Annotated in this window: 24 protein-coding genes and 1 other annotated feature; of the genes, 10 read left to right on the forward strand and 14 right to left on the reverse strand. The window is 45.6% G+C overall.

Annotated elements, in window-relative coordinates; translation table 11 throughout:
* Positions 1–58: 58 nt before the first annotated feature.
* The 7 genes from ACESPQ_RS02735 to ACESPQ_RS02765 all read right to left on the reverse strand — a co-directional run bounded on the left by ACESPQ_RS02735 (position 59) and on the right by ACESPQ_RS02765 (position 5,865).
* Positions 59–664 carry a phosphoribosylanthranilate isomerase gene (locus tag ACESPQ_RS02735; protein ID WP_002605844.1) on the reverse strand — a complete coding sequence of 202 codons (606 nt, stop codon included), beginning with the start codon at positions 662–664 and terminating at the stop codon, positions 59–61.
* Complete coding sequence (gene trpC / locus ACESPQ_RS02740) at positions 636–1,403, reverse strand: indole-3-glycerol phosphate synthase TrpC (RefSeq protein ID WP_373143909.1); 768 nt, start codon at positions 1,401–1,403, stop codon at positions 636–638. Before trpC ends, ACESPQ_RS02735 begins: the two co-directional genes overlap by 29 nt.
* Complete coding sequence (trpD, locus tag ACESPQ_RS02745) at positions 1,400–2,419, reverse strand: anthranilate phosphoribosyltransferase (protein WP_002605842.1); 1,020 nt, start codon at positions 2,417–2,419, stop codon at positions 1,400–1,402. The genes trpC and trpD overlap by 4 nt, the downstream gene beginning before the upstream one ends.
* Entirely contained in the window at positions 2,413–2,991 is a 579-nt protein-coding gene (locus ACESPQ_RS02750) for an anthranilate synthase component II (protein ID WP_002605841.1), read from the reverse strand. Before ACESPQ_RS02750 ends, trpD begins: the two co-directional genes overlap by 7 nt.
* Positions 2,988–4,436 carry an anthranilate synthase component I family protein gene (locus tag ACESPQ_RS02755; protein WP_373143910.1) on the reverse strand — a complete coding sequence of 483 codons (1,449 nt, stop codon included), beginning with the start codon at positions 4,434–4,436 and terminating at the stop codon, positions 2,988–2,990. Before ACESPQ_RS02755 ends, ACESPQ_RS02750 begins: the two co-directional genes overlap by 4 nt.
* A gap of 937 nt (positions 4,437–5,373) precedes the next feature.
* Positions 5,374–5,565 carry a hypothetical protein gene (locus ACESPQ_RS02760; RefSeq protein WP_002605839.1) on the reverse strand — a complete coding sequence of 64 codons (192 nt, stop codon included), beginning with the start codon at positions 5,563–5,565 and terminating at the stop codon, positions 5,374–5,376.
* Positions 5,566–5,634: 69 nt separating this feature from the next.
* Positions 5,635–5,865 (reverse strand): hypothetical protein, encoded by a 231-nt coding sequence (locus tag ACESPQ_RS02765; RefSeq protein ID WP_118002214.1) that lies wholly within the window; start codon positions 5,863–5,865, stop codon positions 5,635–5,637.
* A 294-nt stretch (positions 5,866–6,159) separates the two neighbouring features.
* Between ACESPQ_RS02765 and ACESPQ_RS02770 the strand changes: the two genes are divergently transcribed.
* The 4 genes from ACESPQ_RS02770 (at position 6,160) to ACESPQ_RS02785 (ending at position 10,292) form a co-directional block, all read left to right on the forward strand.
* A complete protein-coding gene (locus ACESPQ_RS02770; RefSeq protein WP_257327524.1) occupies positions 6,160–7,755 on the forward strand; it encodes an amidohydrolase in 1,596 nt (531 codons plus the stop codon).
* A 113-nt stretch (positions 7,756–7,868) separates the two neighbouring features.
* Positions 7,869–8,132 (forward strand) — a binding site (T-box leader).
* A gap of 62 nt (positions 8,133–8,194) precedes the next feature.
* Positions 8,195–8,965: an amino acid ABC transporter substrate-binding protein gene (locus tag ACESPQ_RS02775; protein ID WP_044907829.1), complete on the forward strand. Its 771-nt coding sequence runs from the start codon at positions 8,195–8,197 to the stop codon at positions 8,963–8,965.
* A gap of 3 nt (positions 8,966–8,968) precedes the next feature.
* Complete coding sequence (locus ACESPQ_RS02780) at positions 8,969–9,610, forward strand: amino acid ABC transporter permease (protein ID WP_002605835.1); 642 nt, start codon at positions 8,969–8,971, stop codon at positions 9,608–9,610.
* Positions 9,611–9,620: 10 nt separating this feature from the next.
* Complete coding sequence (locus ACESPQ_RS02785; protein ID WP_002605834.1) at positions 9,621–10,292, forward strand: amino acid ABC transporter ATP-binding protein; 672 nt, start codon at positions 9,621–9,623, stop codon at positions 10,290–10,292.
* A gap of 300 nt (positions 10,293–10,592) precedes the next feature.
* Here ACESPQ_RS02785 and ACESPQ_RS02790 read toward each other — a convergent pair whose 3' ends face one another.
* From ACESPQ_RS02790 to ACESPQ_RS02810, 5 genes are all read right to left on the reverse strand, one after another.
* A complete protein-coding gene (locus ACESPQ_RS02790) occupies positions 10,593–11,183 on the reverse strand; it encodes a DUF6434 domain-containing protein (protein WP_002605833.1) in 591 nt (196 codons plus the stop codon).
* A gap of 132 nt (positions 11,184–11,315) precedes the next feature.
* Positions 11,316–12,689 (reverse strand): effector binding domain-containing protein, encoded by a 1,374-nt coding sequence (locus tag ACESPQ_RS02795; protein ID WP_257327525.1) that lies wholly within the window; start codon positions 12,687–12,689, stop codon positions 11,316–11,318.
* Positions 12,661–13,434, reverse strand: coding sequence for a GNAT family N-acetyltransferase (locus tag ACESPQ_RS02800; protein WP_002605831.1), 774 nt, complete (start codon positions 13,432–13,434; stop codon positions 12,661–12,663). Before ACESPQ_RS02800 ends, ACESPQ_RS02795 begins: the two co-directional genes overlap by 29 nt.
* Positions 13,435–13,464: 30 nt before the next feature.
* Positions 13,465–14,130, reverse strand: a complete 666-nt coding sequence (locus ACESPQ_RS02805; protein ID WP_002605830.1) for a GyrI-like domain-containing protein — start codon at positions 14,128–14,130, stop codon at positions 13,465–13,467.
* Positions 14,131–14,188: 58 nt separating this feature from the next.
* A complete protein-coding gene (locus ACESPQ_RS02810) occupies positions 14,189–15,094 on the reverse strand; it encodes a helix-turn-helix transcriptional regulator (protein ID WP_002605829.1) in 906 nt (301 codons plus the stop codon).
* Between the two features lie 184 nt (positions 15,095–15,278).
* Here ACESPQ_RS02810 and ACESPQ_RS02815 point away from each other — a divergent pair, with 184 nt between their 5' ends.
* The 4 genes from ACESPQ_RS02815 to ACESPQ_RS02830 all read left to right on the forward strand — a co-directional run bounded on the left by ACESPQ_RS02815 (position 15,279) and on the right by ACESPQ_RS02830 (position 18,215).
* Positions 15,279–15,842, forward strand: a complete 564-nt coding sequence (locus ACESPQ_RS02815; RefSeq protein ID WP_257379018.1) for an NADPH-dependent FMN reductase — start codon at positions 15,279–15,281, stop codon at positions 15,840–15,842.
* A gap of 360 nt (positions 15,843–16,202) precedes the next feature.
* Positions 16,203–16,715, forward strand: coding sequence for an ECF transporter S component (locus ACESPQ_RS02820; protein ID WP_002605827.1), 513 nt, complete (start codon positions 16,203–16,205; stop codon positions 16,713–16,715).
* Positions 16,712–17,428: an amidohydrolase family protein gene (locus tag ACESPQ_RS02825; protein WP_002605826.1), complete on the forward strand. Its 717-nt coding sequence runs from the start codon at positions 16,712–16,714 to the stop codon at positions 17,426–17,428. Before ACESPQ_RS02820 ends, ACESPQ_RS02825 begins: the two co-directional genes overlap by 4 nt.
* Positions 17,429–17,522: 94 nt before the next feature.
* Positions 17,523–18,215, forward strand: coding sequence for a response regulator transcription factor (locus ACESPQ_RS02830; RefSeq protein ID WP_257376466.1), 693 nt, complete (start codon positions 17,523–17,525; stop codon positions 18,213–18,215).
* A gap of 285 nt (positions 18,216–18,500) precedes the next feature.
* Here the strand turns inward: ACESPQ_RS02830 and ACESPQ_RS02835 are convergent, their stop codons facing one another.
* Positions 18,501–19,127, reverse strand: a complete 627-nt coding sequence (locus ACESPQ_RS02835) for a bactofilin family protein (protein WP_002605824.1) — start codon at positions 19,125–19,127, stop codon at positions 18,501–18,503.
* An 88-nt stretch (positions 19,128–19,215) separates the two neighbouring features.
* A complete protein-coding gene (locus tag ACESPQ_RS02840; protein ID WP_233108871.1) occupies positions 19,216–21,216 on the reverse strand; it encodes a sensor histidine kinase in 2,001 nt (666 codons plus the stop codon).
* Positions 21,217–21,720: 504 nt separating this feature from the next.
* Between ACESPQ_RS02840 and ACESPQ_RS02845 the strand changes: the two genes are divergently transcribed.
* Both ACESPQ_RS02845 and ACESPQ_RS02850 read left to right on the forward strand, forming a co-directional pair.
* Positions 21,721–22,890 (forward strand): M20 metallopeptidase family protein, encoded by a 1,170-nt coding sequence (locus ACESPQ_RS02845; protein ID WP_002605822.1) that lies wholly within the window; start codon positions 21,721–21,723, stop codon positions 22,888–22,890.
* A gap of 46 nt (positions 22,891–22,936) precedes the next feature.
* On the forward strand, positions 22,937–23,260 hold the full coding sequence (locus ACESPQ_RS02850) for a hypothetical protein (protein ID WP_373143912.1): 324 nt from the start codon (positions 22,937–22,939) through the stop codon (positions 23,258–23,260).
* The last annotated feature ends 260 nt before the right edge of the window (positions 23,261–23,520 follow it).

A 23,520-nucleotide genomic window follows, 5' to 3' on the forward strand; every position in this document is an offset into this window, starting at 1 on the left:
TATCTTGTAAAATGCACGCCATTGCAGTATTCCTTTACAGTGCTTGGTCTGCTTCTGTTCAACCCTTCAGCTGCTTCATAAACGTGCGCACTTTTTCCTTATCCTTTTTGCCATTGGTCTCCAGTGCACTGGAGACATCAATGCCGTAAGGCTGCAATGCCAGAATTTCCTTTACGTTATCCCTGCAGATTCCACCGGCAATGATGAGTCTGGACACGTCCAGCTTCTGTAACAATTCCATAGCGATCCGCTTTCCGCTTCCTCCGCGCAGGCCCTGTACATAGCTGTCCACAAGCAGACGATCCGCATGCGGAAACGCTGCAGCATCCATATCCTTGATTTGACCGATACGCAGAGCCTTCCATATTTCACAATTGCAGCTTTTTTTCAGCTGCCGGATATCCGCATCGCTTTCATCTCCGTGCAGCTGAATAACATCCAGACCTGTCTGCTTGGCAATTTTAGCTATGACGGCAGGCTGTTCATTCACAAAAACACCGACAAGCCTGCTGTATCGGATGATATTTGAAAGCCTGCAGGCGGAGGCTGCGGATATCTGGTGCTTTCCGGGAGCGAATACAAAGCCGACATAGTCCGGCTTCACCTCATTCATCAGTGCCGCATCCTCTTCGCTTTTAATACCGCACAGCTTTACAACTGCCATACTTCAGCTCCTGCAGGTGGGTACGGATATCCAGACAGCGCATGAAGCTCTCTCCGATTAAAACAGCATCTGCACCTGCTTTTCTTACATACTCCATATCCTCATGGGTGAAAATTCCACTTTCGGAAACGATGCTGATATCCGCAGGAATTCTGGAAGCTAGACGCTTTGTTGTTTCCAGAGATACTGCAAAGGTATGCAGGTCGCGGTTATTGATACCGATGATTTCCGGCTGCAGCTGCAATGCCCGCTCCAGCTCCTTTTCATTGTGTACCTCCACGATACACTCCAGATCGAGAAAGCGTGCCAGCTGATAGAATTCACGCAGGGTTGCATCCTCCAGCATAGCCACAATCAGCAGCATCATGTTTGCGCCAATACGCTTTGTCTGCACAACCTCGCGGGCATCCATAATGAAATCCTTGCGCAGAATAGGAAGATCGCTCACGGAACGGGCAATTTCTATATTTTCCAAGCCGCCCTGAAAGAAATTGCGTTCTGTCAGTATGGAGATGGCATTGATACCTGCCTCATCATACGCATTCGCAAAGCGCGCAGCGCTGAAATCCTCTACAATGACACCCTTGCTGGGACTTGCTTTTTTTATTTCTCCGATAACGAATAATGAATCATACAGCTTCATCTGCTTGGCGATCTTACCCTGTTCTCTTGGAAGCATCCGCATCAGCTCCTCCTCCAGTGTAGTTTTTTTCTTTTCTATGATCGTATCCAGTATCATGCACCTACCTCCTGTGACAGCTGTTGAAACATCCTGAATTTCGCCAGCGCCTGTCCGCTGTCGATACTCTGCTCAGCCAGCCTGATTCCGTCTTCCATGGTGTCAGCACGTCCACTGATATACAGGGCAAGGCCGCTGTTCAGTAAAACGGCATCCCGTTTGGCACTGTGCTCTCCCTGTAAAATATCCATGAGAATTTTGGCGTTTTCCACACTGTCTCCGCCGACAAGCTCCTGCAGCTGACAGCGCTTTCTGCCGAATTGCTCCGGAGAAATCGTATACGTACAAATCTGATTGTCCTTTAACTCATGTACAAGGGTATCTCCGGTCATGGAAACCTCATCCATACCGCAGTTCCCATGCACAACCACTGCCTGTTTAACACCCATTTCCTGATAGACATGAATCATGACATCTGCCATTTCCTCATTGTAGGCACCGATGACATAGGTATCGGGATGTGCCGGATTCGTCAGGGGTCCGAGAATATTAAACATTGTCTTTAATCCAAGCTGTCTGCGGATCGGGCCGACATGCCGCATGCTTTCATGATAGGTCTGGGCAAACAGAAAGGTGATGCCGACCTTCTCCAGCAGATAGGCTGCTTCCTTTGGCGGAAGGGTGATGTTGACATGCAGTGCCTCCAGGGTATCCGCACTTCCGCTTTTACTCGATACGCCGCGGTTTCCATGCTTGGCAACTGCCAGTCCTGCACCGCACAATACAAAGGAGGAGGTGGTGGAAATATTAAAGGTATTCAGACAGTCACCACCGGTGCCTACGATATCGACAATACCTTTCACATCGGTTGGAAGCGGTGTCGCCTTGCTTACCATGACCCTGGACGCTGCTGCGATTTCCGCAGGACTTTCCTTTTTCATCTTCATTGCGATCAGAAATGCGCTGACCTGTTCACTGCTTGCTCTGCCATCCATAATGATATTCATAGCAGTTTTCATTTCCTCTGTTGTCAGATCATGGTGTTCACTGACCTTTTTAATATATTCCTTTAACATACATAGCTCCTCGCTTTCGTTATAAAATTCTCAATAATTCGCATACCGTCCGGTGTCAGAATCGATTCCGGATGAAACTGAATGCCGTATACAGGATAGCGGTGATGCTGAATCGCCATGATTTCCTTTGTGCTGCTTTCAGCAGTTACGATGAGCTCCTCACCCGGCTGTTCAACAACCAGAGAATGATAGCGGGCTGCCAAAAATGTGGTGGAAAGACCATCGAACAGCGCGCAGGGTGCTGTTTGCGTGATTGCATCGCACTCACCGTGCCGAATCACTCTTGCATAGGTGATTCTGGAAGAAAACACCTCAGCTATGGCCTGATGCCCCAGACAGATTCCCAGCATGGGAATATCCCTGTAACACTGCTGAATGATAGATTCCATATTTCCGGCAGCATGGGGATGACCTGCCCCCGGTGAAAACACGAGAGCAGTCGGCTTCAGCTTTTGCAGCATAGAGGCATCAACAGCATCATTTCGCAATACGATGACATCTTGCGCATATACGGCAACTGCCTGATAGAGATTGTAGGTAAAGGAATCATAGTTATCGATGATTACAATCATACCGTCACCTCACCGTGTACTGCACGAAGCATGGCTTTAGCTTTATGCAGCGTTTCCTCATATTCCTTTTCCGGTACGGAATCCTTTACGATTCCGGCTCCTGCCTGTAAATAGACCTTATGTTTATGAAAGACAAAGGTACGGATGGTGATACAGGCATCAAATTGTTTATTGTAGCCTAAGAAGCCGATAGCCCCACCGTAAATTTCCCGTTTTACCGGCTCCAGCTGTTCAATGATATTCATTGCACTGATTTTCGGCGCACCGGACAGAGTTCCTGCCGGTAGGACACTGGCGAGTGCGTCATAGATATCACAACTTTCCTTCAGCCGCCCGTGTACCTCGCTCGTCATATGCATGACATGGGAATAACGCTGCACCTGCTTCATATGCCGAACCTGAACACTGCCGATATCCGATACCCTGCCGATATCGTTCCGTCCTAAATCAATGAGCATGCTGTGCTCTGCATTCTCCTTGGGATCCTCCAGCAGGGATTGTGCTGCTTTCAGATCCTCCTGTTCATCAGCTCCTCTGGGACGGGTGCCGGCAATCGGCATCGTCATAATGGAACGTCCGCGACCCTTTAACAGCAGCTCCGGTGAAACACCGGCAATGACATATTCATCAAAATCAAGATAATACATATAGGGGCTTTTCCCCAGTGAACGAAGCTGAACATACGCATCCAATGGATCCTCTGTATACGAAGCCTCCATACGCTGACTCAGTACAACCTGAAAGATATCGCCTTCCTGTATGTGCTTCTGCGCCTGTTCCACGTTAGCCATGAATTGCTGCTTATTCATGGAGCTTGTGACGGTTCGCCTTGCAAGTGGCTTTCCACTATACGGCTTTCTGTGTGACAGGAAAGCCCGCAGCTCGTAAATACGTTGAACCGCTTTGTCATAGGCGTTGTCCAGACATCCGTTTTGTGTCTGCATATTCACAATGACATACAGCCGGTGCTGTTCATGATCAAGCACCAGCAGCTCTTCCACAAATGCAAACTGCATCAGGGGAAGCTTTAGAGAGGGAAGCCGGTTATCCTGAATGGCTTCAAATAAGCGAATCATATCATAATTGAAATGACCGATTGCTCCTCCTGTAAATACAGGCAGCTCCGGATAGATGGGAGCACATTCCTGCATTTCTTTCTTTAGGATGTCCAGTGGATTTCCATCCAGCTGTATTGTTTCATCGTATTGAATGAGAGCTGTAGTTCCACCTCTGCTTACCAGGCGTTGCCTACAGGGTAAAGCGATGATGGAATAGCGGCCATACGAGTTCAGAACACCGCTTTCCAGAAAAAATGAATAGGGTCCCCGCAGCGCTGCATACAGATCAAGCATATCGTCTGCTTCATAATCCAGTGCTGTGTAAACGGGAATTCGTGTATATGTGTCTGCGTAAATACGCACAGTTTGTAAATCGGGATAGATCATAGGGTTCCTCCTGTCCTCTGCATAGGCGGCTGTTAAAAGCTGCGCCATCGTCTGCTGTGACAGTAGAGAATTGCTTCTGTATTTTCCATTCTATTTTCCTTTCCTGCTACTGTATAAGAGTGAGAATAAAAATAAAAACCTCCGCCCTGTATCATAGGACGAAGGATCTTCGTTTAGCCACCTATACGTTTTGCGAAAAGACAAATGCAAAACACTCTTATACAAACACCAACATGTCTGCTTCCTCAGATAACGCGGGAATTGCGTCATCAGCTACTCATCACTTTTCGCCGATGCTTCTCTTCAGGGCCATTCACAAGATCTCTTCACGCTGAATTTCCACCGTCATCAGCTCTCTTTGGATCCGAGGGTTCTGTTACTCTTCCTGAATCAATCGAATTTATAGTCTTGATTATAAAGCTGATTTACATGATTTGTCAATAGGTTTTCAAATTTATTTCATTTTCTTTCAATATAAATGAAAATAATGCTGATAAAGAACATGTAACAAATGAATATTAAGTGCCGCGAACATCTGTTTCTATTTATGCAGGCTTTATACCTTGATAAAAATAGCAGACACCAATTATTTTCTATATGCAACTGTCGAAAAACTGTTTTTATGAATTTGGGTTCTTTCTCGAATGTGGGTAAACTCAAAACAGGGAGACTTTAACTTCTATTGATAAATACAATAGTGGAAGTCTCTTGTTGCATACACCCTGAAGTAAGAAGGAACCTGAATTTGAAACAGTCTTTTTGTGTACTTTATATGTATTATTTGTGAACAGCAGGCTGATTTTTCAGTTTTTGTAAGGTATCACAGGTGAATAATAAATTGGATACAAGATCGAGCTGTTCCATTGATAAAGAGCATAGCCATGTTGAGCAGTCTTGATGATATTTACTTTTCATTAGTCGATTTAAAAGCAATCTTTCACCTCTTTTTTCTCTGTTCAACGCCTTGTTTAATTCCCTGTTCAACACCATCTTCAAAACTATCCAAAATAGCATTTTTTTCGCGCTGCTCCTGTATCTGCGTTGCCATCCCTATCGACCGGAGATCTTCTGCATCATGAAATTTTCTGTACGTTTCCACTTGGTGTCTTTTGGGTATAACCTTCTTCACCAGCCTTTCCTCTGTTTTTAATATACCATCTTCATCATTGTTTTTAAACAGGTACCCGAAGGGTAGAACCTAGCATAATTGTTCAAAGTCATTCAGCTTCCCGAATCCCTTGCGCTTAACAATTTCATTTATCTCCGGGAGATAAATGTAAATCCTCCTCATCAGGCTTCGCTTACTTTCCACCTCGCCTTCCTCATTTCTCATCTGATAGGCATCAATCCATTTTCTAGTGTGTTCGGCATAGGAATTGAGAAAGATAATTTGATAAACAGGAAGAAGAACGATAAATATAAAGTTCATATGCTTTCAGACTGTTTCCATATCGTGGAGGTTATCTGCATTTGTAGGGTATATGGAAACAATACGGATAGGAAAGGGAGGGGACGCATAAAGACCTGTTAACAGAGAAAGCTTTCTGTGGTTGGTGTTGCATGAAAAGGACTTGGTGGTGTTCCTGGTTAGGCAGGGCAGACTAAGAAAAAGCAGGCAGTGCTGTGAACCAAGGATAAATTGCATAGGGGAATCAATTACGCCGGCAAACCGGATTTCATGAAATCCATACCGTGTGGTACACTATAAGCAGGAGGTGTTTTTATGATACAAATCTTAAATGCACGCATACTCACTATGAAGGACAGACAAACAGCATCCTGTATGTGCATCGAACAGGGGAGTATTGTTTACATCGGTGATCACATACCGGAAGAATATAAAGCCGCAGATTGTGTGGATATGGGCGGCAGAGTCATCATCCCGGGAATCATAGATGCTCACAGCCATCTGGTATCCTGTGCGAATACATTCCGTCAGGCGGATGTAAGCAATGCAAGAAGCTTTGCGGATATTCAGCACATACTTACTGATTTCATACAGCAGCATCATTTGAAGGAGCAGGACTGGGTGAGTGGTGTCGGCTATGATCATACACTGCTTAAGGAGCGCCGGCATCCGGATGCCGATGTCCTAAAGGCTGTCGGCAGGCGGCCAATCGTGATTACTCATGCATCCTCCCATATGGGTGTTGCATCATATACAGCAATGCAGCTGGCCAATATCCCCCCTGATGCACCCGATCCGGATGGCGGCAGATATGGACGAAATACGGATGGTATGCTGAACGGCTATATGGAGGAAAATGCCTTTACATCATTTCTGCATCATGTGCCGATGCCATCCATGGAGGAGATGATGCGGCTGCTGGAGGATGCTTTGCAGCTATATGCCAGCTATGGAATTACCACCATACAGGACGGGATGATGAATGCGGCGGTATATGCCATATTGAAAGAGGCCGCAGCTCGTAATATATTGAAACAGGATGTGGTCGGCTATGTGGGAATCCGGGACAGTGAGGCACTGCGAAAGGAAAGCAAGCCAAAGGGAGTGCAGTATCATAAGCATTTTCGCATCGGCGGATATAAGATGTTTCTTGACGGCTCTCCACAGGGACGAACTGCATGGATGCAAACACCTTATCAGGGGGATGCCAACTATTACGGATATGGAACGATGAGTGATGAGGAAGTGGCTGCCTGTATTCGCAAAAGTCTGCTGGAGCATCAGCAGCTTCTCGCACACTGCAATGGTGATGCAGCAGCTGAGCAGTATCTGACACAGTTTGAAAAGGTTGTAAGAGAGCTGGATGCTAAGGATACCTTACGTCCTGTCATGATTCACGCACAGCTAGTGCAAAAGGAACAGCTGGAACGGATGAAGCCGCTGCAAATGATTCCTTCCTTCTTTGCGGCACATGTATGGCACTGGGGAGATGTGCATATTGAAAACTTCGGAGTACAGCGGGCTTCGCTGATTTCTCCATTGCGGGATGCGTTGCAGCTTGGACTTGTGTTCACCCTGCATACCGATACTCCCGTTATCGCACCGAATCTGATGGAATCCGTATGGTGTGCCGCTGTTCGCCGTACAAAAAACGGAGTGCTTCTCGGGGAAAAGGAACGTATTGATGTTTATGAGGCCCTGCGTGCGATCACGCAGTATGCGGCTTGGCAGTACCATGAGGAGGATCAAAAGGGAACGCTGGAAGCAGGTAAGCTGGCGGACTTTGCCGTCCTTGATCAAAATCCGCTGGAAATTCCGGTGGAGGAGATACGAAATATTCAGGTGCTGGAAACCTGGAAGGAGGGGACCTGTATTTATAAGCGGCAGGTGCAGGAATCGCAGAATATATAATTTTACATTTTCTTTCAATACTTTCTGAGGTATTTCATTGAGATACCGCATTCTTACATTTTCTTACAAAATGCATTGACATTTCATTTTTCATCCCGTATACTGTAACTACAGTACAAGCGATGAAAAGAAATAGTACACATGTCCAGGCATGAAAGAGAGTTCCCGTTTGCTGAGAAGGGAATCATGAGTTGGCTGTGGAACACGTCTTGGAGCTGCAGATGCGAAACAACAGTAGTGTCTGCCGGTTGATTCCGTTACCGATCAAAGTGATGCTTCCATGACGATGAGCATGATCATCACTTACTGAGGTCAGTTTCCGCAAGGAGCTGATAAATTGAGGTGGAACCACGTAAGCAACAGCTTTCGTCCTCTGGACAAAATCCGGAGGATGGAAGCTTTTTTTCATCAGACGCTTGAAATTGAGGAGGAAAAACGTATGAAAAGGATAGCTTTAACAATGCTCGCACTGCTGTGCACACTCACTTTAACTGCCTGTGGATCAGATGCAGCAAAGGGGGATGACAAGGAGGTACTGACCATTGGTATAGATGATACCTTTGCGCCAATGGGATTTAAAAAGGATGGAAAGCTGGTCGGCTTTGATGTGGAGCTGGCAGAAGCCGTTTCAAAGAAAATCGGTAAGAAGGTTGAGTTTCAAAACATTGACTGGGATTTAAAGGAAACAGAGCTGGAGTCCGGGAATATCGATTTGATCTGGAACGGATATTCCATCACGGAGGAGCGTAAAAAGCAGGTGCTGTTCTCTGATCCATATATGGAAAACCGTCAGATAATTATCACAACGGATAAGACGGGAATCAAGACAAAGGCGGACATTAAGGATAAAACCTTGTCGGTTCAGAAAAATTCCAGTGCGTATGATGCGGTCATGAAGGATAAGGACTTTGTCGCAGGCTTAAAGGATGGCAAGCCGACCCAGTTTGATACCAACAATGACTGTTTCATGGATTTGGAATCCGGAAGAAGCGATGCCATCGTTGTAGATGAGACTCTGGCGCGTTACTATATGAAGCAGCAGGATAACGGAGTGAACTATGTGGTACTGGATGAAAACTTCGGTACAGAGGAATATGCAATCGGAATGCGCAAGGATGATACAGAGCTGTGCAAACATATCAACAAGGCAATGCAGGAATTAAAGGACGATGGAACCTTCGATAACATCAAGGATACCTGGTTTAAATAAGCTATGGACTTCTTTATACAGCTGCTTCCGGCCTTTGTAGAAGGGCTGAAGATCACCCTGTTCTTCTGGGTGGTAACGCTGGTCGGCTCCTTTGTTCTGGCACTTCCCATGGTCTATGTCAGACTGTCAAGGAATGCGGTTGTCTCTACCATCGTTCGTTTCTATATTTATATCATGAGAGGTACACCGCTACTTCTGCAGCTGATGTTCGTCTATTTCGGTCTTCCTTATCTGGGCATCCGTCTGGATCGGACAACAGCAGCTATACTGGCATTTCTTCTGAACTATACCGCATATTTCACAGAAATTCTGCGTGGTGGCATACAATCCATTGATGAGGGACAAAAGGAGGCAGCCAAGCTTCTCGGCTATTCCAACTCCTATACGTTTCTGCATATCCTGCTTCCACAGGCGCTGCGCAACTGTATTCCTTCCTTTATCAATGAGAGCCTGACGCTGTTGAAGGATACCTGTCTGGTTTCCATTCTGGGAATCGACGAGCTGCTGCGTTATGCCAAAATCGCAGCCGGTACCTATGCGACAGGACTTCCTTTCATTTATGTTGGTATGATTTATCTGGTCTTGAATATGCCGATTTCCCGCGGATTGAATTATCTGGAAAAACGGCTGAACTATTATAAGTAGAGGTGGCCGTATGAGTATACAAATTCAAAATCTATGCAAATCCTTTCACGATAATCAGGTGCTTCGCAATGTCGATCTGGATGTGAAGGAAAGGGAAATCGTTGTTTTAATGGGATTGAGTGGAAGTGGAAAGACAACTCTGCTACGCTGTCTCTGTGATCTGGAAACCGCTGACAGCGGAGAAATTCTCATCAATGACAGCTACCTTCTGAAAGAGGAAAACGGAAGGAGTGTCTACGCGGATAAGGAAACAAAAAAGGCGCTGCGCAAGGAGGTCGGCATGGTGTTTCAGAACTACCAGCTGTTTCCGCATCGCAATGTACTTCAGAATCTGATTGAGGCACCCGTTTATCATAAGCTGATGAGTAAAGAGGATGCGGTTCAAAAGGCAGAGAAATTACTGGAACGGCTGCAGATCAGTGATAAGCTGCATGCCTATCCCTCTACTCTGAGCGGTGGACAGAAACAGCGGGTGGCGATAGCCCGTGCCTGCATGCTGCAGCCCTCTGTTCTGTGCTTTGATGAACCAACCAGTGCGCTGGATGTGGAATCCATTGCTTCCGTGACCTCCATTATCAAAGACTTAAGCAAAGAAATGGCGATTCTCATCATTACACATGATGAAGGCTTTGCCCAGCGTGTTGGTACGCGTGTTGTGAAAATTACGGATATCAATCGATAAGCTGGTGCTGATAGCGGCTATGTAGCATAAGGAAAATCAGTATATATAGGGTATCGTAAGGTATCCTTTTTATTTGGAAAATTTAATATATACATGATTCTACATACAAAGTCTTTTGAGATAAAGAAGGTTGGTATCAAATTTACATGCTTTTATGATAAGTATCATATACTGTATTTCTCAGTTTTTGAGAATAATGTGCTTATTTAATAAAAGGGTGTAAGCCTTATGTCGAACATAACTGCATCAAAGAAAAAACGCATAACTGCAATTGCAGAAATGCATTTATATGAAACTAGGCTATCTTTCATCTTCCTGCTCATTTAAAACCAGAAGATCCTCTTTTTGATATACGTGCGGTCCCGGTATGGCTTTTCGATGATTCCAGCACATGATAGATTCCTTTAAAGAACGCCCCGGATTATCCGCAAAGAAGGCTCGAATATATGTGTTGTATTCAAACTGCGGACTGATAACAGTTTTTTTATGCTTCTTCTGTTCCTGTATGGCATACCATGCATCCACGGCATCCTGATATGTCTGTCCTGCGTGGGTTTTCAGCCAGTCCTGAAATTCCACATGGAAGGAAAACTTACTGCCAATCACAGATTTGAAAAATGCTCTGTGCTTCTGTGAACAAACAAGATCTTTCTCAATGATGGAATCGGGACACAGCGTGTCTGTGCGGTTGTTTTTTACTTTTCTTTGCTTTACGGCAGAACATATCGCATTTCCATGTAATATCTGAAGGATACGTTCGTTTAAATCAGCCTTGCTGCCGGATGCAGATACACCGCATGCCTTTAAAAACGCCTGCAGCTCCTCCTTTAGATAATAGTTTTCCTGAAACTGTTCCGGTGTTAAGGCTCTTGATAATTCCGGTCGCTTCATAAATACCTCCCATCTTCTTTTTCAAGCATTCGTTTTCCCTTTGTCCATGTATTTCAATCGTCGGGGACATAGAGGGAGCTGATGAAATTCTCTTATTGCTCAATTCGCAGTAGGGATAGCATCTGTATCGCTCTACAGCTTCAGCTGTCCCTGCTGAACCTGCTGCTTTTTATAGCCCCGGATTATATCATTCATACGGTAGCGGATACCGTATTTCCGACACTCTGTCTGAAACAGCTTATACAGCTTTGCGGCATGTGGAGAATCACAGCTGTAAACATTATGATAGCGCTGTTCATACAGTCTGCGTTTTCCCGGGAAATAATGATCCAGCTGATAGTAGTAATAATCCCTCTGATTATCCCGCAGAGTCATGCCAAATGCAGGGTAGATAAATTTCGCATGATGCTTTGCCGCAAGCTCGACGATACCGGTGATGTTTTCCGGTGTGTCATTGATGAAGGGAAGAATGGGCATCATCAAAATCCCCGCATAGATACCGGCCCTGTGCAATTCCTCCAAAGCCAGAAAGCGTTCACTTGAGCTTGGGGCATACGGTTCAATCATCTTTCCCAGAGCATCATCCGCACAGGTGATTGTCAGCTTGATAATAACAGGATTATGTGAGGCAATGCGTGCCAGCAAATCCAGATCACGGAGCACCAGGGTGCTTTTGGTATCGATTCCCACACCGTAGCCATAGCGGTCGATCAGCTGTAATGCACCTCTTGTAATTTCCTGCTGCTTTTCAAAAGGGTTATAGGTATCCGACATGGCTCCGATGCCTATCACTCCTTTTTTCCGTTTACCCTTTAACTGACGCTCCAGAATAAGCAGCTCATTCTTCTTTTTCCGTACACGGTCAAATTCCTGTACCTGATAGCAGCTGCTTCTGGAATCGCAATAGATACAGCCGTGATTGCAGCCCTTATACAGATTCATATTAAAATCCATACCAAACCAGGAAAACTGCCCGATGGTATTTCCGCCCCCCTGTAAAATTGTCTTCGCCTCAATCTCCTCCATGGGCTTGCATGCATTTCCTGCGAGTGGAATATATAGCTCAATAACCGAAGCGTCCTGACGGTAGTGAAACCGCTCATCATACTTTTCGAAATAAACAAGCGCTCCCTTTGCAGGTGTCAGCTGTCTGTCCTTCAGCTCCTGCTTGAATATTCTATCGATGGTTTCCGGAAGCTTTGCCATATCACCATGATGCTCCACGCACAGATACTCCCCTTTGGGAATACGGTAAATCTGAAAGTGATCCGGATACAGCTGAGCACTGGGAACAGCACATGCATAGGTCAGACCCTGTGATCCGCGCCGGGTAAGGGCATATTTCACAAACTGCTTTCCCTGCTTCACATGATACATTTTCAGCTGTTCATTAAACCTTTTCCAGAATGCCATGGAAATGCCGGCATTTCTGCTCAGGGATGTTCCCAGTTTTGTTTCACAGCCTACCAGGAAGATATCATCCAGCCTGCACAGTCTTGCTTCCATAGGTTTTCCAAAGCTTTTCAGCCTTTTTCTCCGACTGGATTTCATTTGTCAGATACGTATTTCCATAAAACAGCGCATAGCCGCTCACCGGTCCCGGACAGCTCTGGGCAGCTTCCCGTGTGGTTATATGATGAACAACACAGGACTGTTCCCAGTTGTTCATCCATTCCGCGAATTTGAGCGCATACTGACTGGCAAACGGACATTGATCGGTATAATACAATACAAAGGTGTTTTCCGGATGCTGAGGTCGCAATACACCATCCGCAAAGCGCGGCTTCTCTCCACCCGCATGAAACGGCAGATGCATCAAAACATACTCACCTGCTTCATCAGCAGGGATGAAGCCTTTATATTTCAGATACGAGGGATCGCTCAAATAGGGCAGCTTCTTTTTTCCTGATAAAATCGTAAGACCATGCATTCCCTTCGCTTTGGCATCCGCAATGCAGTGCTCCAGCAGCTCATCGGAATAGCCGCAGCCCTTAAAGCTTCCGGAAACCCACAGACAGTTGATGTGCATCCAGTTGTCTGCCTGAATAGGGAACCATGCGGCTTGAGCAGGTATATATTCAATAAAAACCTTACCGCGTACATCGGCCTTATAAAATACAAGCCCCTCCTCCATGCGTTCCTTCAGCCAAGCCTTTTTATCCGTGACGCTGTGATCCCCTTTTTTCTCTGTCATACTGCAGCAGATATGCTCCTTCTGTAAATTTTCCTGTGTCAGCTGTATATATTCCATGCTCTTTTTCTCCTTTACGGATGGTTTCCGTTATCGTTTTCTTACCGGTATGCGCAATACCGTTTTCAGATTTTCCGGCTTGCACTTTCTCGGATCTCCCAGATAGATTTCGTGATGCTTTCTAAGCTGTCCGCTGGCTGCAGTTGAGCCGATATCCACACAGCAGCCGTTTTCTTCAATAAAGGTATGCAGCTTCTTTAGGGATGCCGGTTCCTCATCATAGGAGCCCTTGTGCAGTATTTGTGCGCAGAGCCCCTCCTCATACCATTCCATACGTACGCGGTTGATATCTGCCTCCGGGTGCTTTTTATGAAACTCCTCACATGCCCATGCGAACACATCCTCCGTTACATATTCTGGAAGGCGGAGCATGGATGTCCACAGGAAATCCTCCTTACGGGAATAATCCATTCCCTTGATTCCCTTCATTTCCCACAGTCCCTCCAGCGGCGGCACCACATAATCGTGATAGCCCTCCAGAGCCTTAGTCCCCTTTCTGCTCATTTTGATCGTGAAGGTGATACCGTAAAGCAACTGCATCGCCTTGCTGTAATCACCATCCTCCTCATTCGGATTTCCTTTTCCATCCACCATCAGAAAGGGAATTGCCGCTATATCGATCAGCATACCCGTGGTTTTCGGCTGATAGAGGTCCTTATACTTTTTCTTATAGTCAAGCTTTATATTCTTTTCCATCGCTTCCATCTCCTTTTTCTATATCCTATCACACCATATAGGACATCAGTATGTCATATTACTCATACTGCTTGACTGCATGTCGCATTCTATTGATAACCTCATCCCGTATATCCACAGGCTCCAGGATGCGTAGGGAATCTCCAAAGGACATGAGATACCCGTATATCCATTCGCTTTTTGGAAAATCAATGGTAACAAGAAAGCTTCCATCCTCTCTTCGCCGGAAGCAGGAGGAATCATATTCATCGAAGATGCGATAGGCGACATTTTCCTTCATTTCCAGAACCAGATGGATCAAATCCTTCTTATATTCATTCTGATCATGCGGCAGACTGGATGTATCCAGCTCCCGCTCAAAATGTTCCTTTGTGTTATACAGGTTCTCCATGCGGTTCAGCTTGAAATAACGCTGTGCCTGTTTTCCTGTACAGTAGCCGATCAGATACCATGCGGACCCCTTAAACAGCAGCTGCAATGGTTCAACCGTTCTTGTAGTGCTGGCGCCATAGGAGGAATGGTAGGAAAACTGTATCCTCTGTTTATCAAGAATCGCATCCTTCAACAGAAGGAATTTGCGATTGGCACTGTGGTCGGATCCCCAGTCCACAAAGTCAACATCAATCCAGTTGGTCAGCTTTGCGGAAAAGGTGGAGCTTAATTTTGTAAGCAGGGAATCCACATCCTGCGGGTCTGCAATATGATAGCTTTGCAATGCAGCCATCAGCTTTTGCTGTTCCTCTTCACTGAACATGGAACGGTGGAGTACATAATCCTCCATCAAAAATATACCACCCTGATGTCCCTTATTGGTGTACAGCGGTATTCCCGCCATGGAAAGTGCGTCAAGATCACGGTAAATCGTACGCGTGCTGACTTCAAAATGCTCTGCGAGCTCCTTGGCAGTTACTCTTCGTTTCTGTAAAAGGATATAGACGATTTCAAACATTCTCTGTATCTGCATGCGATCCCTCCTTTCTGACTCCATTGTATCAGACATAATATGACAATGCTATGTCATATTTGAGGTATACGCATAAAAATAAAATCATCGCATATACTGAAGCGAGAATAAAAGGATTTCAGGCATATATCTTGTACTTTCCATCACGCAGGACTAGAATACAGATATAGAAAGAAGGCAGCTTATGAAAAAAATAAAAATTGCAGCTGTGGTTGGTTCTCTTCGCAAAGCATCCCTGAACCGTCAGCTGGCAGAATCAGCCGCAGCTCTTTGCGGTGACGAGCTTGTATTTGAAATACTCGATTATCAGGATCTACCTTTTATGAATGAAGATATTGAGTTTCCGGCACCTGCTGCTGTACAGCACCTGCGTGCGCAGCTTCAGGAGGCGGATGGCATATGGTTCTTTTCACCGGAATACAATCATGGCATTTCCGGGGTATTAAAAAATTTTCTGGATTGGATGTCTCGTCCGGATGAAGCACAGAAGCGGGTTTTTAATGGAAAGCCGGCAGCCGTAAGCGGTATTACACCCGGCATGTCCGGTACGCTGATTGCACAGGATCAGCTGGTCACCCTGTTGAGCTTTCTCAATATGAGGGTTATGAATGTGCCGCGGCTTACGATACCAAATGCACTGGAACAGGTGACAGATGGGAAACTGGTTTTAAAAGAAAGCGAGCCCTTTCTGGCAGAGCAGTGCAGGGCATTTATAAATTTCATTGAAAATAACGAATTCTTTAAATAAGAAAATGTTCAGCTGTAAAAAATAATGAAAGGCGATTTCCTTCTCTTGATGCAATGGGAAATCGCTTTTTCATATACGGTGTAAATCGTGCATTCTCTGACAAGAAGCATACAATCGTGGTGTGATTTCAAACACAATTACCTTATATGCTTATACTGTAAGGAAATGTGCATGCTTTTCCCATTGATGAAACATATTGAAAACAGCTGCCCTCAATGAGTGGATAGCTTTTATCGAATGCAAACAAATCCATCTCTTATGCTAATAAAACTGTTATCTTTTATTTTCATAAAACTGTTCATTTTTCAATATACAGTTTAATGGTAGAATGTATACAATTTCATAGAGAGGAGAGCTTGTATGCAGCATGAAAAGACAAAGGAGCTGGCAATGACAGCACTTATGACAGCTTTGATATTTACCGCAACCTATATTATAAAGATACCCAATCCGGCAACCGGAGGGTACACGCATATGGGGGACTGTATGATTTTTCTGGGGGTGATGGTTCTGGGGAGAAAACAGGGGGCGTTGGCCGGCGGCCTTGGTGGTGCTTTATCCGATTTGCTGAGCGGTGCCGCTGTCTGGGTGCTGCCAACCTTTATTATAAAATATGCCATGGGCTGGATCATGGGACTTTTACTGGAGAAATCACGATTAAAAAACAGACTGATCGCAGCGGGAACGGGAGGCGTTTTTCAGATTATTGCTTATACACTTGTTAAAATACCCCTGACCGGGGTTGTACCTGCAATCGCCTCTGTTGCGAGAATCTGTATGCAGACAGTCATCGGACTCGTCCTTTTTACGGTACTATCTGCGATGCTGTCCCGCACGGAGATGCTTTCATTTTTTGAGGAGAAACGTATATGAAAAAAATAGATGCACATGCGCATATCGGTGAAATCGGCGGCTGGGCAAATGTAGCGGCGACTCCACAACAGCTTCTCGAGCTGATGGATATGTATGAGATTGAGAAAACGGTTATCTGTTCCCAGAATAATGAGGCCGTATACCGGGCAATCAGCGAATGGCCGGATCGTTTTGCTGGTGCTGTGTATGTTAACCCGCTCAAGGAAAACTGCACACAGCTGCTGATGCAGTATCTGGAGAAAGGCTTTCAGGCAGTAAAGCTGAATCCGCTCAGGCATGCCTTTGTGGCGGACGATGTATGTGTTGATCCTATCATGGAGATGGCAGAGCACTATCAGGTTCCTGTCTGTATTCACTGCGGACATCCACCCTATTCCCTTCCCTGGAGTATTGCGCTTCTCGCAGAGCGCTTTCCCAATGTCAAGGTGATGATGATTCATATGGGACACGGACACGGTGTGTATATCGACGCAAGCCTGAAAATGGCTCGTCGCTATGCGAATCTGTATCTGGAAATGAGCGGTATGCCGATGCATACAAAAATCAAAGAGGCATACGAGAGTGTCGGTGCAGATCGTATCCTGTTCGGCACTGATGGCCCGTTTCATCATCCGTCAGTGGAAATGCAGAAGGTGATCGTCAGCGGTCTGGATGAAGAAGCACTTCAAAAGGTATTCTATGACAATGCCAAAGCCTTTTTTCAAATTTCCTAAATGTTCAAGAAAGTTTCAAGCCATCCGGTTTTCCATGTTTTGTCATTCACTTTTCTGATACAATATACAATAAGAATGACATGGAGGATGGATCATGAGTAAGATTCTTATCATTGATGATGATAAAGATGTACTGTTTGCTGCAGAGCAGTATCTGCAGAAGAACAATGAGGATGTATTTACTGCCACCGGCGGTTCACAGGGTCTTCGGGTGCTGAAACAGGAAACGATAGACTGTATCGTTCTGGATGTGCTTCTTAAGGGGGAAAGCGGGTTTAATCTGTGTCGGAAAATACGCAGCTTCAGCTCTGTGCCCATCGTGTTTTTGACGAATCTTTCCTCACAGGAGGATTTGAAGAATGGATTTCTGATGGGAGCGGATGATTATATTACCAAACCGTTTTCTCTGGAAGAGCTGTATCTTCGCATACAGGCAAGGATACGGCAGTATTATCAAATACCCTCCAGACAGAAGATTTTGAATTTTTTCCCACTCCGGATCAATCTGGATGCCAGAACCATACAGATTCAGGATAACAGGGTTCCGTTAACCATGTCGGAATTTGATATCCTGGTACTGCTGGCACAGACACCGGAGCATGTGTATACCATATCGGAAATCTACCAGCGGGTATGGAAGATGCCGGATATGAATTCCACACATACAGTGCAGGTACATATCGCCAATCTTCGTAAAAAGCTGGAGGAGGCCTGGGCGGATCATATGTTTATTCAGACCGTCTGGGGCAAGGGCTATAAGTTCGTGGAACCACCTGTTTCAGGATGAAAAAACATCGTGTACGTTTCAGAAACAAACACGATGTTTTAATTTGGCTGTGGATATCTACTGTGGTCTTGATATGGAAACAAAGCACTGTGCTTATATCAAATATTCATAAACATCGTGTCTTTTACGAGCTTTGATTGCTACGCTGTATGTACTAGCCTCAGGCTGATACGTGATGACGGCTTACGTTTTACGATAGGCAGGGCAGTCGCTTTATGACTTCATGTCAGCTGTTGTTTCCGATAGATAATCCTGTCTGCTTAACGATTATGAGCCGGGTCATGGTTAAGCAGAACAGGAAGCTTGTACCTGAAGATTTCCCTGCAGCACGGCGCCGCATTCCACCTCCAGACACTGCGTCTGAATGTCACCGGAAATCGCAGAGGACGCCAGAAACTGGGATTTCCCCTCGATTCGGGTATCCCCGATGATCTGACCGCCGCAGAGTATTTGCTTGGCGTTCACATTGCCGTGGACACAGGAGCCCTGACTGATTTCAAGATGTGTATCACACACGATATCCCCTTCTATTTTGGCCTGCTGTATAACAGCATTCTTACAGCTTATATTTCCCTTCACGCTGCCGCTGATCGTCAGATCGCCGCCACAGCTGATATTTCCAATGAAAACACCATGTATGGTGATATTGTCTTCCGTATTCATATCTCCCTGTAAGGTTGTGTGCTCCTGAATAACCGTGGTTTCTTTGCTTTTAAAACTCTCTGCCTCATCGTTTTTTCCGGTTTGCAGCTGCTCGTTTTGACTCTTTAAAGACTCCTGCACAGCAGCCGATAAAGCTGCATGGTCGACTGCGTCGTTCCCCCTTATAGATGCACGGTCCCCAAAAGGGGTGTTTTTTTGTTCCTCCTGATTCTGTGTATACAGCTTTTTCTGCTTTTCGTACCATTTCATATGCGTTCATTCCTTTCTGTGTATTGTAATCATTCTTCAAACGTTGACTTTATTATAACAGAAAAGTCACACATACCCAGTCTCTGCCTTATGGTTTGACAGATTCTTGAAGGTTGCTGTAGGCAAGCGGAAGCAGGATATGAAAGGCAGAGCCGTGCTCACCGTCAGACTCCACCCAGATGGAGCCGTTATGCTCGGCAATTATACTTTTGGTGATGTAAAGACCAAGACCGCGCTCTGTGGAATCCTCCCGCAGAGATACACCCTTGTGGAAAATCTGTTCCTGTCTGTCCGGTGCAATTCCACAGCCGGTATCCTCCACAACGATATGCGCATTGCTGTCCTCTGTGGAAAGGGACAGGGTGATGGTTCCTTCCATCTCCGTGAAGGATAAGGCATTGTACAGCAGGTTTTCAAGCGAACGCGTTAGCTGCTTCTCATCCGCAAATACAGGACAGGGCTCCCTGGCAGAGAGATACAGAAAGTAGATTCCCGCCGCATCACAATCTGCCTTGTTAAAATCATGAAACTGCTTCAGAAACTGTGTCAGATCGAGAACATGCTTATCCTGACTCCCCTTATCCATAGAGGAGAATTTCTGTAGGACGGTCATTCGATTTTGTAATTCAGCTCCCTTTCGTTCCAGTATTTTTAAATACCCATCAACCTCATCATCAATCAGGGTATCCTGCATACGGATCAGCTCGATAAAGGATTGCATACTGCTGAGGGGAGCTTTCAGATCATGGGCAAATTCTGCCAGCATGGCCTTTCTTTCACTTAACAGTGTGTGCAGCTGTTCCGTTCGCTGTTCTACGGTTTCCTGTAAATGAATTGTCAGCCGTTCGTTTTCCCTTGCCATCTGTTCACTGCGCTGAATCATGAGGGCTGCCAGAGACAGTACAATGAAAAAGGAAAAATAGTCATTCGGCCATCCATAGCAAAGGGGTTCAAAGAGATTTGCGCCAAGCAGCGTGTAGAGAATACCGAAAATATAAAAGGTATTCGCTCCCAGCAGCCATAGCTCCATGCGTCGGTATCGGCTTCCATACAGCGTGGTATACAAAATATAAAGCACACTGATGTATTTAAAGCCGTCTACGATCCAGCCATATGCAAGCAGGGCATCCGCATTTTTGCCGAGCATAAACAGGTTGGCAAAGGGCAGGATACACATACCGATGGAAAGCAGTCGCATTCCTCTGGTAATCAGATTTTTCTTCGATAAAGGAGAAAGCAGGGTATTGATTTCCAGAATCTTATACATCATAAGAAAATAAGCCGCGTCCATGAAGGCATAAAATATGGTCACATGAGAGATTCCAGACATACGGAGAAGCTCTCTGGATGCAAACAGAGAAAAGGCAAGGGTGGCTGTCGCAAAGCAACGGGAAACGCTGTCTCTGCGGTTTCTGATCCATAAATTCAGGGAATACAATCCAATGCTTAAAGAGGAAAATACAAGGAATCCGTAAAATAAGACTTTTCGCAGAATCATGCTCTGTATCCCCTGCGGGGTGGATAATATGCATGGATAATACATACCGCTGTAATAATGCGTGTCGTTTGCCGCAATGACATAAAGGGTATGTGTTTTTTCTGTGGAAAAGGTAATGACGGTATTTTGTATGCGGGCCTTGATGGGAGCTGTTTTCACATTGCCATTGGAAGCAACCAGTGTATCATCCAGCCATATTTCAGAGGCAATATCGATTTCAGGAAAATAGATGGATATCGTCTGTCCGCTTTCTGTCGCCGGAATGCTCAGCTGATAGCTGGATACACCGTAAGGGGAGCGTGAAGCATCACGCATGGAGAAATCCGGGTACTGGCCAAGGTAGGTATAGACACCTCTGGCATCCTGATTGGTTGTTGCATTGCGGTAGATGTGTGGATAAAACAGCCAGTTATCCACCAGAGAATACAGTGCATTATCCTCCAGCCTCAGCTGATTGCTTAAAAGCTGTCCGTTTTTTACTGGAGCCTGTACATTGTAATATTTGTTATCATAGCGGTTGATAAAGGAAAGGAAGAATGAGGAGCTCAGGATGATGAGAACAATCATAAAAAAGGGGCGTATCCTGCTCATAATCGTAGTTTTCACCGGGAATGCTGTTTCCGGCGGTCCCGTTTGTAAAAGAGAAGCGCCTCATGCGGTGCATGTGGTGAATACAGGGTATAGATGTATGGTTTAGGATACGTGCGTAGCTGTTTTTTCATGATAATCATCCTTTTCTTTATTTTAACATTCCTGCGTAATTATACAAATATAAATCGTTTTTTTATGCGTTCGCTGCTTTGGCTTTACGTGTGGAAAGCCATGTTGCACACGGCATGTTTAGCTGGCATTGTGGAATAAAAGCTCCTGCGGAAGCCTTTGCTACGCGAGCGTATAGGGAAAGTCACAGTATTGTTTGATGCGCTTGTGCAGAATCACGACTTGCCATTTTTCCATCATACGTTTATAATTCAGAAGGAAAAGAACTCCGATAAGCTTTATCACGCAAGACGGCTTCTTCGCTGTACAGAACAGCCGGAAGCTCGTTCGACAGTCGATTAAATGACAGAAAACAAAAGATTACAGGAGGCAGGTATGCAGATAGATACGTGGATAAAAAAAGAGCAGAAGTCTTTGATTGCACTTCGCCGCTGGTTTCATATGCATCCGGAGCCAAGCATGAAGGAATATGAGACAGCCGCAAAAATAGAGGAGGAGCTGACGCGGATTGGCGTTGCACACCGCCGAATCAGAGAAACCGGGGTTTTTGCCAGCATAAGCGGAGAAAAAGGAAGTGGAAAGGTTCTTGTTTTGCGTGCGGATATGGACGCTTTGTCCATGGAGGATTTGCTGGATAAAAGCTATCGCAGTGTGAATTCCGGGTATGCACATGCGTGCGGCCATGATGCCCATACAGCGGTACTGCTGCATGCGGTGAAGCTGCTGCAGGAGCGAAGGCATGAATTCGCCGGTGAAATCCGTTTCTTTTTTCAGCCGGGAGAGGAAATCGGCCAGGGGGCACGCACCTTTATCGGGGAAGGATGTCTGGATGGGGCAGATCGTATCTTTGGAGCCCATATGTGCAGCAGTCTGGATGTCGGGACAATCTCTCTGACACCGGGACCAATCAATGCAAGCTGTGATTATTTCCGTATCGTTGTGCAGGGAAAAGGGGCACATGTGTCCACTCCGCAAAAGGGCGTTGATGCGCTGTATATCGCATCACAAATCGTGATAAATCTGCAGTCCATCGTATCGCGTTCCCTGTCTCCGCTGGATACTGCGGTTGTCGGAATCGGTACGCTGCATGCCGGAACGCAGTATAATATTGTGGCAAAGGAAGCGCTGCTGGAGGGGACAACACGCAGCTTCTCATCCCGGACAAGAGCCAATATCAATCAGCGGGTATGTGAGATTGCACAGCAGACAGCTTCCTTATACGGTGGTAGTGCTCAGGTGGAATTCCGGGATTTTGCGGCACCCCTGATCAATGACTATCAGGTAGTTGAAGAACTCACACCGGTTGCACAGGCAGTGGTTGGTAAGGATAGGGTAATTCATAATCAGGAGAAAATGATGCAGGCGGATGATTTTGCCGATTATCTGGCACATGTGCCGGGCTGTTATGCGTTTATCGGCTCCAGAAATTCTCAATCGTGTCATACCGGAATGCCGCATCATCATGCACAGTTTGATATTGATGAGGATGCCATGCTGCTGTCACTGGCTGTCTTTGTGGGATATGCATTGCAGTATCTGGCATAAGCAGAGATCATAAGATAACAGAAACTAAGGAAAGAGGGAAGCGTTTATGAATGAAGCAGTGAAGAAGGAACAGCTGCGCAGCTATGCGGAAGGGATTTTGAAGCCGGAGACTGTGGAGAGCATCATGTATGTGGAAAGCTTTGCGGATGAAGCGGGCGATAGCGAGGTATGGCTTCTGGAGAGTGATACAGGGAATGAATACTGGCTGATCGAGGGGGCATACCCGGCGAATATCATCCGAAAGAGCGGTATCTATCAGTCTGCTGAACGAGCCTTTGCGGCATATGTGGAAATGCTGCAGGAAGCACATGAGGCAGAAGAGCTGCCGGATCGGTTTCATCAGAATATAAGGTTAGATAATAAATCATAGAATGCGACGGGAATTTCCCGTTTTTTTTGCAGACTTTTGCTTTTTGAAAAGAAAAATAGTGTAGATTGCTTCCTGTTAAAGCACACACATGAAGAAGATATGTGTTCCTCTGTTTTCTTTATGTGTCCTTTACCTGTATTATGATTACACAGTAATTACGGATGATAAAATGTATGCAAAAATAACAGTACTTTCACGACCACACATTCCATTTTTGTGTAAAAGCTGAGCAGTTTGACAGCGGAAAAGGAGATGATTAA

This window comes from Clostridium sp. HGF2 (assembly GCF_964240115.1).
GTDB classification, from domain to species: domain Bacteria; phylum Bacillota_I; class Bacilli_A; order Erysipelotrichales; family Erysipelotrichaceae; genus Clostridium_AQ; species Clostridium_AQ innocuum.